This is a genomic window from Bacillus sp. 3255, assembly GCF_031456485.1.
Classification (GTDB): domain Bacteria; phylum Bacillota; class Bacilli; order Paenibacillales; family NBRC-103111; genus Paenibacillus_E.
Window position 1 is genome coordinate 101,711 of the sequence record NZ_JAVDUS010000028.1, and the last position, 8,612, is coordinate 110,322.

8 protein-coding genes are annotated in these 8,612 nt (G+C 54.1%); 5 read left to right on the forward strand and 3 right to left on the reverse strand.

Translation table 11 applies throughout. The features are described 5' to 3' along the window. The first annotated feature begins 57 nt into the window (after positions 1 to 57). A complete protein-coding gene (locus tag J2X61_RS32725) occupies positions 58 to 702 on the forward strand; it encodes a pyridoxamine 5'-phosphate oxidase family protein (RefSeq protein WP_310194280.1) in 645 nt (214 codons plus the stop codon). 200 nt (positions 703 to 902) lie between these two features. Next, positions 903 to 1,811 (forward strand): S-layer homology domain-containing protein, encoded by a 909-nt coding sequence (locus J2X61_RS32730; protein WP_310194283.1) that lies wholly within the window; start codon positions 903 to 905, stop codon positions 1,809 to 1,811. Positions 1,812 to 2,528: 717 nt separating this feature from the next. Here the strand turns inward: J2X61_RS32730 and J2X61_RS32735 are convergent. The 3 genes from J2X61_RS32735 to J2X61_RS32745 all read right to left on the reverse strand — a co-directional run bounded on the left by J2X61_RS32735 (position 2,529) and on the right by J2X61_RS32745 (position 4,711). Beyond that, positions 2,529 to 2,687 carry an asparagine synthase gene (locus J2X61_RS32735; RefSeq protein WP_127449393.1) on the reverse strand — a complete coding sequence of 53 codons (159 nt, stop codon included), beginning with the start codon at positions 2,685 to 2,687 and terminating at the stop codon, positions 2,529 to 2,531. A gap of 120 nt (positions 2,688 to 2,807) precedes the next feature. Continuing rightward, entirely contained in the window at positions 2,808 to 3,617 is an 810-nt protein-coding gene (locus J2X61_RS32740; RefSeq protein WP_310194286.1) for a sugar phosphate isomerase/epimerase family protein, read from the reverse strand. Further along, entirely contained in the window at positions 3,614 to 4,711 is a 1,098-nt protein-coding gene (locus tag J2X61_RS32745; RefSeq protein ID WP_310194288.1) for a Gfo/Idh/MocA family protein, read from the reverse strand. The genes J2X61_RS32740 and J2X61_RS32745 overlap by 4 nt, the downstream gene beginning before the upstream one ends. A gap of 197 nt (positions 4,712 to 4,908) precedes the next feature. Here J2X61_RS32745 and J2X61_RS32750 point away from each other — a divergent pair, with 197 nt between their 5' ends. From J2X61_RS32750 to J2X61_RS32760, 3 genes are all read left to right on the forward strand, one after another. Further along, positions 4,909 to 5,697, forward strand: a complete 789-nt coding sequence (locus J2X61_RS32750) for an AraC family transcriptional regulator (RefSeq protein ID WP_310194291.1) — start codon at positions 4,909 to 4,911, stop codon at positions 5,695 to 5,697. 149 nt (positions 5,698 to 5,846) lie between these two features. Continuing rightward, positions 5,847 to 7,337, forward strand: a complete 1,491-nt coding sequence (locus tag J2X61_RS32755) for an alpha-N-arabinofuranosidase (RefSeq protein ID WP_310194294.1) — start codon at positions 5,847 to 5,849, stop codon at positions 7,335 to 7,337. Positions 7,338 to 7,342: 5 nt separating this feature from the next. Continuing rightward, positions 7,343 to 7,615: a DUF6171 family protein gene (locus J2X61_RS32760; RefSeq protein WP_310194295.1), complete on the forward strand. Its 273-nt coding sequence runs from the start codon at positions 7,343 to 7,345 to the stop codon at positions 7,613 to 7,615. Positions 7,616 to 8,612: the final 997 nt, after the last annotated feature.

The window sequence follows — 8,612 nt, forward strand, 5'->3', positions numbered from 1 at the left end:
TTCGTGCATACCGCAAGGTATAATGTGGGAAACAGCCTATAGTTAAGAGAGGGACTTATGACGCACACACAATTTCACGATGTAATCGCCTCCCAAGAGCAATTCGAGGAGCTTCGCGCGCTGTGCGGGAACCCGAGTCAGCGGGCCGCCGATAAAGTGATCTCGCATCTCGATCGTCATTGCCGGGAGTTTATTGCCAAGTCACCGTTCCTGACACTGGCTACAGCAGACCGGGACGGCCGCTGCGACGTATCGCCGCGTGGAGACGCCCCCGGCTTCGTGCAGGTGCTGGATGAGGGCAGGCTGTTCATACCGGAGCGTCCGGGCAACCGGAGAATGGATTCCATTCACAATATAATGACCAATCCGCATATCGGACTTATCTTTTTCATACCGGGACTGGGGGAGACTTTGCGGGTCAACGGGCGAGCCTGTATTAGCCGTGACCCTGAGCTGCTTGAACGAACCGCTGTGAACGGGCGAGCCCCCCTGTTCGGAATTGGCGTCGTCGTTGAGGAGTGTTACATGCACTGTGCCAAAGCCATGATCCGCTCGGGCTTATGGTCGCCGGAGTCGTGGATTTCCCGGGAAGCGCTGCCTTCCCCTGCGCAAATGCTGATCGATCATGCGAAGCTCCAGAATACGAACGCCGAGCAAGTGGCCAAAGAGCTGAATGAAAGCTATGTGAACAGGCTATATTGAATAGTGGGCTGCCGTGCTGCGATCGGCGGTCTTTTTTCTTTTGGCATGCGGATCGCTGAGTTCGTATCGCTAGCATGTGCGCCGGCAAAGTCTTGAGTAAAAAAAATTCCTGTAGATGCAACCTTTCTTGAAACTCCTCCGTTTAGTAGTTAACTCGAGAGAGTTATAAAAAATAACGAAATAAAAGGAGAGAAGTTACTGTGAAAAAGTTAGCTACAGCCGCATTATCAACCGTCCTTTTGGGAGCCATGTCGTTTAATACGGCATTTGCCTTCTCCGACGTAGAAGCCGGACAAGCCGAGGCGATTAACGCCCTTCGTGACCGTGGCGTCGTGAGCGGAGTGGACAACGATCGTTTCGTACCAAAGGGTAAAATCAGCTATGCGCAAAGCGTGCAATTGATCGTGAAAGGGCTGGATCTGAACCTGGATACGCTGCGTTTCGTCAAACAGCCGCTTGCCTCCGATTTCTATACGAATATCGCGAATGATTCATGGTACGCTCAAGCGTTCATTATAGCTCATTTCAACGGGGTAGAGCTTCCGAAGGATGTCAATCCGAACGCCTCCATCACGCGGGAGCAATTCGGCGAACTGCTCATACGCGCTTTGGAGAAGAAGGGCAATTTCCCCATGATCAACATCGTCCCTGCCGAGATCAAGGATGCGGATCAGATCACACCGGAGTACCAAGGCGCGCTTCAACGCTTGCTGAAGTACAAAATTGCCGAGCTGGATAAAAACGGCAAGTTTAACCCGAAAGCGGAACTGACGCGCGGCGAAGCGGCTTCTTGGGTTTATCAAGCAAGCAAAGTGCTCGCAGCCCACGCGCAAAAACCGCCGGTAGTAACGGAGAACGTTACCGTGACGGTGGAGAAGGTCAATGACGACGTCAACAAAGTGACATTGTCCCGTGAATCCAAGCCGACTGCAGGTTATGCGATCGACATTACGGGGATCAGCTTCGAGTCGGACGGCCGTGCGGTGATCACGTACACGTTGACGGATCCGCAGCCGGATTCGATGAATGCGCAAGTCGTTACCGAGGCTAAAGCGGTAACGTATGTTTCTTCCAAATACAATGCTGTTGCCGAGCCGGCAGCGAAATAAGAACGTATAGCGCCACTCCTGTATGGGGGGGCGCTTTTTTTAGGATATAAGAATTTATATGTTTTGTTTTGGGTTTGGGGTGAGTGAAGCTTACCCCTTAATTAAATTTTTGGTATGGTAAAGGTATGGACTCGAACTTACTGAAGCAACTATTTTTCGATGAGCATCGATACTGGGATGCCTTTGTAGAAAAGCATAAAGAACATATTCGACCTAACGTAGTGAAAGAAGTACAGAAATTTCGTGGCTGAGGGGATCCCCGAAACGGAAAAATGGAGCCGAGCTTTCTTGATCTGCTGCGTGGCGTGGCGGGGCTCTCTCGTTGAGGGAGCCGAGCTTTCCTTGGTCAGCCGTAGGTCGTAACTGGAATTTCTCCCGTTATTCGCGAGAAAATTAGCCCAGTTGTACGAATAAAGGGAATTCCTCCCGTTAATTCATCCTCATTTCGCGTACAGGCTGCGAGTACGGGCTGAATAACGGGAGGAATTCCTGTTATTCAGCATTTGAGGATCCGCCAGGCTGCATGTAACAGGAGAAATTCCCGCTATGGGCGGGACTCTCGGTAGAGGCTTGGCTCTCTTAGAGGAGCCGAACTTGCTTGTTATTGTCGCTCGGCTGCGAGATACACTCTGGATGTTTGAAACAGGAAGAAGGTGCATGCTGACGATGAGCATGCACCTTCTTGATTGCGGGAATGTCCCGGCCTTTCCGAACCTTTTACCGATGCTCGATGAGGTCGATAGCCCCCAAAACAACGTGAGCCAGTCCGAATCCCAGCACACCAGTTGCAGCAAGCTTATACTTGCTTCCCAGTAAGGAAGCGGCAGAAGCAGTTACGACAGTCCCGAGAACAGCAGGGATTAAACCTTCACGCATGTTTGATCACTCCCATTGGTTAGTTGGAAAGACAAAGCTTAGTGTGAAACAAAAGCACACAAATTATCCGCACGGCCGGGACGAAGAACAAACGTGCATCCAGACCGGTATCTATACCTACTATGCCTGCGCCAACAACTCCTGCAAAAATAATTTCGATCTTCTATAATCTTCGATCATAGACCGCAGGGGCTCCATGCCCGGAGGATGCCACAATTCAAGTGCAAGCCAGCCCTCGTAGCTGATGTCCTTGACCGCACGAATCAGTTCATCGAAGGCAATGCTGCCCTCGAGCAGATCTTCCGCCGGCATCCGGCCCGCTTGATTGCGCAGATGGAAATAATGAATCCGCTCCGGAAAGCTGCGAATCCAGGCGATCGGATCGCATCCGGCAACCGTGGCCCAAGCGGTGTCCACGCATAGTCCGACGGCCGGGTCTGCGTACTTGACGACCGATCGCAAGTCGCCTTCGGCATGATAGGGATCGGCTGCATGGTTATGCAGGCTGACGCGGATGCCGAGCGGGGCGACTTTTCTGGCGATTTCGGACAAGTTCTCCCCCTGCCTGATGAAATGCTCCTCTTTCTTCGGAATCGGATGCGTCCAGCTGCCCCATGGATCGGCGTTCAGGAGCAAATGCTTCCCGCCTGCCGCCGCGAGTCTTGCCGCGTAGGGGGCGATGCAAGTCTCATAATCAAGCTTCTCGAAAGGCTCGTGAATTTGTAAGCCAAGATACGAAGCGGATACCGCCAAGCCGTACTTCCGGGCCAGAGCGAGCTTCTCAGAGGTTGCGTCGATTTCTACAGCATCAAGCCCGGCTTCCGCACATTCGCGCAGCAGATCGTCCCAGCTGTGCGGCTCCGGTCTGCCGTCTCTTTGCCAACGTTCCGTCCAACCGTACATATTGGTGGCAAATCCAAGGATATTCATGAACGCACCTCCTGATCGCGATGTATGGTGATCGTCTGCGGCTTCATACCGGTCTGCGCACAATCGTACAGCGCCCTGATGAGCAGGAAATGGTCGAAGGCTCGGCGGTTTACATTGGAGAAGGAAGGAAGACCTTTGACGGATTGATAAAAATGCAGCAGCGGATGATCGAAAATGGTCGTTGGCAGCCTCGGCGGCATCTCCGCCATATGCTCTGCCAGCTTGCCTTCCTGATCCTGCCGGATATATACCGGCTGCCGGGAGTCGAACGGCGTCCAACTGACCGAACCGCGCGTACCTTCGATTTCGGCTCGAACATATTCCTTGCCGTGTGCGCACGAGGCGCGTTCGTAATGCACATGAACGGAAGGCAGGCCGTTGCGGTGGAACGTCATGCTGGCGCCGACATGGGTTTCCACGTCAAAAGGGAGGTCCGCCGGATCGGCGCTTGTGACCGGCTTCGCCAGCCATGCGGACTCGATGTCGACGGCGACTGGATCGAGAACATCCAGCAAGGCGGACATATCATAGGGTCCCCAATCCATGAGGACGCCGCCGCCGCTTTTGCTGCTGTCAAGGAACCAAGGGCTCTCGGGCTGATATTCGATGCCCGAACGGCTGCGTTCCCATTTGTTCACGAACGTCATATGGTAGATGTCGCCCAGCTCGCCGGAGCGGACGATTCGCTTCGTCGCCTCCATGTGGTGCATGCCCTTGAACCGTACGCTGCAGCAGCCGAGCAGTCTGGAGTGCGCGTTCGCCGTCGCCAGCATAAGCTCCGCTTCCTCCATGTTCATGGCCAGCGGCTTCTCGCACAGGACATGGCGTCCGGACTTCAGGGCAGCAACGGCTAGCTGGACATGGGCGAATGGCGGTGTACCTACGATGACGACATCATCCTCGCGCGGCGGCTCGCTGTCCAGCATGTCTTGGGCGCTGCCGAATGTTAAAACGCCCGGGAACTTTTCCAGAAACGCCGCTATGGCGTTAGGGTTCGGATCGGCTGCGCGAAGCTCGGCCGGCTCCGGGAGCTTCGCGGCCGCTTCCGCATGCGTACGGGAAATAACGCCGGCACCGATTAAATAGATTCTCATGATATAATCACCTCGTTGACGTATTATTAACATCCATTAATTCCACTCTAGCACAGGCAGCCTAGCGGATTCTCTTCCGGATCGGGGATAAAACTCGTCATTTTGTCCGCCGGGTTTTTCAGACGTGCAGCAGGGAGGAGGTCGTCGTTATGTATGTGGAAAAGCTCATATTAAGCCGCTCATTAGCGTTTTGCCCAGTGGAGGGTTCCCCGGATCCCCATGATTTGCATGTGCATGATTGCTTGGAGGTCGGCGTTCTGCTGAAGGATGAACTGATTTACAAGTTCGGCGGTCATACGTACCGGGGACAGCCGGGTGACGTATTCGTGTGCAGGCCATTCGAACCGCATTGGAGCTATGCGCTGCCGGGACGGACGTTCGAATCGATACTCGTCCTGTTCAGCCCCTCCTTGCTTCGGCAGCTGCCGGACGGGGGCAGGCTGCTGCTGCCATTCTACACGCAGATGAGCATACCGCCATTGATCCCGGCTCATACTTCTTATGCGCAGAACATCCGGGATGCGGCAGTGCGGGCGGCAGAGGCTCAAGCCCGGCAATCCAGCTCTTGGATGACGCGGCAGTACATGCATCTTATCGCGATTCTGCTGGAAATCGAGCAGTTCGCAGCTGAATTTCAGGCGGAGAAGCAGACCGGGAATTGGAATGCCTCCGTTTCGGATACGGTAGGATTCCTGCTCGAGCATTACCAAGAGGCGCTGGATACGGACATGCTCGTGGGCAAATCCGGGCTGGGGAGAACGTCTTTCTTCGCGCAATTCGGAGCATTGACAGGTCAAACGCCTCATGAATTCGTGAACCGACTGCGCCTGCAGCACGCCATGGATTTGCTGCGCACATCCCGGCTTTCGATGATCGAAGTGGCGGAAAGCAGCGGCTTTCAATCGCTCAGCACGTTCAATAAGCAATTCAAGCAGCATATCGGCGTAGCCCCGCGGGAATACCGCAGGGCTTATCCGGTGTTATGAACCGTCAGGGGAAGACTGGCGGTTTTTTACTTGTGGATTTTCAAAAAAACGGTTGCAAAAGCAGAAGGATCCCCTTAATATAAGAATTAATTGAATTCATGATATTGCTTATCGATTAATAAAAACATTAATTTGAGGAGTGATTTTACTTGAGCAATCGGATCACCATCAACGCCGATAGGGCGAAAGGGACGATTAACCGCAACATTTATGGACATTTCTCCGAGCACCTGGGACGTTGTATTTATGAAGGATTATGGGTTGGCGAGGATTCGGAGATCCCGAACACGAACGGCATTCGGAACGATGTCGCTGCGGCGTTGAAACGAATGAAGATCCCTGTTCTTCGTTGGCCCGGCGGCTGTTTCGCGGACGAATATCATTGGAAAGACGGCATCGGTCCCAAAGAAAACCGCAAGCGCATGATCAATACGCACTGGGGCGGCGTAGTGGAGAACAACCATTTTGGAACGCATGAATTTATGATGCTCTGCGAAATGCTGGATTGTGAGCCGTACATTAACGGGAACGTTGGCAGCGGCACCGTGCAAGAAATGTCCGAATGGGTGGAATATTTGACGTTCGAGGGCGTTTCTCCGATGGCTGAGCTGCGCGCTTCGAACGGCAGGGCCGAGCCGTGGAAGGTGAAGTACTTCGGCGTAGGCAATGAGAACTGGGGATGCGGCGGCAACATGCGACCGGAATATTATGCGGATCTGTACCGTCAGTTCCAGACGTATGTCCGCAACTATGGCAGCAACCGGATTCACAAAATTGCTTGCGGACCTAACACCGATGATTATCATTGGATGGAAACGCTGATGAAGTCGGCCTCCCGTTTCATGGACTCCATTACGCTCCACTACTATACGGTGACGGATACTTGGCAGGAGAAAGGTCCTGCGACGGGTTTTCCTGAAGAGAAATTCCGCGTCGCTTTGAGGAAAGCGCTCTATATGGAGGAGCTGCTCAGCAAGCACTCCGCCATTATGGATCAGTATGATCCGGAGAAACGCGTCGGGCTGCTTGTGGATGAGTGGGGAACGTGGCACGATGTGGAGCCGGGGACGAATCCGGGCTTCCTGTATCAGCAGAATACGATTCGCGATGCGCTTATCGCCGGGATGACGCTGAATATGTTCAACAGCCACTGCGACCGCGTGCAAATGGCGAACATTGCGCAGTTGGTGAACGTGCTGCAGGCCGTTATCCTTACGGAAGGCGAGAAAATGGTGCTAACCCCGACTTATCATGTTTTTGATATGTACAAGGTTCATCAGGATGCCGAGCTGCTGGACATTCATTCGTCCATAGCCGAGCTTGGTTCGGGTAAAGAGGCGATACCGCAAATCTCTGTTTCCGCCTCGAGGGATGCGGAAGGCCGAATCCACATTTCCTTATGCAATTTGGATCATGAGGCCGGTGCGCATGTAGCATTGGAGCTGCGGGGACTTACCGGCTCTATAGCCTCGATTACCGGGACAACCTTAACTTCCGATGTGATCGACGGCCATAACACGTTCGAAGAGACGGACCGGGTAGCGCCGGTAGCGTTTACTGCTTTCACATTGAATGGCGAGCAGCTTAGCGTGGAGCTTCCACCGATGTCGGTTACCGTTCTCGAGTTGCGGGCGGAGTAGCCGACATGCCGGAGAATCGCCAGTGCAAAGGATGCCGGGACGACTTCAGGGTAACCGAAGCGCACATAGCGAAAATGCTGACGGCGCCTATGTTTCAGACGGACGCTTGCGTGCCTGATGACGTCTACCGCGAGCGGTTGGAGATATGCTATCAGTGTCCCAAGCTGGTTGGCGGGACAACCTGCTCGCTCTGCGGCTGTATCGTGCGGGTCAGCGCCAAGCTTAAGGACAAAAGCTGCCCGTATCCGGGTGCTGCGGGCTGGCAGCGATATGCATAAGGGAAGGTTGGTCGGGAGCATCCTGGCCAACCTTTTTTCTGTGAGAGCGACAGACTGTTCCAGGGGGAGGGAAAGGAGGGAGAAAGCGGCCGGTGGACAGGAGCTAGGTTAAGATTTGAAGGTGGAGGTGAAGGTGCAGAGTGATTGAACGTAGGAGAAGGAATAGATTAAAGGAACTTAGGAGAAGGAATGTAGGAGTAGGAACAGGGTGAAGGAATAGAGGTGAACAAGCAGAACGTAGAGCTTACATGACAGTCCGAAGCACGCAGCTCATTGGATTTTCTAACGGACACCACAGCCGTTAATGCAGAGAAAATCACCCCGCCGCAGATCTAACGGACAGGAGAGCCGCTATTCGCCTGCTTTGAGGCGAAATCGCCCTCGACAACGGCAAATAGCGACGCTGGTGTCCATTAGAATCGGCAATCGGCGGAAATCAGCCGAATAAGCGCCGCTGTGTCCGTTAACCGCCGGCGCGGGCAGCCCGCGCTCTATGCGCGGCTAAATGAAGCTGCGCCACAACTACGTGCCGCACTGTGCTGCGCCTAGCGACACGCCATCCTTATGATCTAACGGACACCACAGCCGTTAATGCAGTGAAAATCGCCCCGCCGGAGATCTAACGGACAGGAGAGCCGCTATTCGCCGGTTTTGAGGCGAAATCGCCCTCGCAAACGGCAAATAGCGCCGCTGGTGTCCGTTAGAATCAGCAATCGGCGGAAACCAGCCGAATAAGCGACGCTGTGTCCGTTAGCCGCCGGCGCGGGCAGCCCGCGCTCTATGCGCGGCTAAATGAAGCAGCGCCACAACTACATGCCGCACTGTGCTGCGCCTAGCGACACGCCATCCTCATGATCTAACGGACACCACAGCCGTTAATGCAGTGAAAATGACCCCGCCGCAGATCTAACGGACAGGAGAGCCGCTATTCGCCGGTTTTGAGGCGAAATCGCCCTCGCAAACGGCAAATAGCGCCGCTGGTGTCCGTTAGAATCAG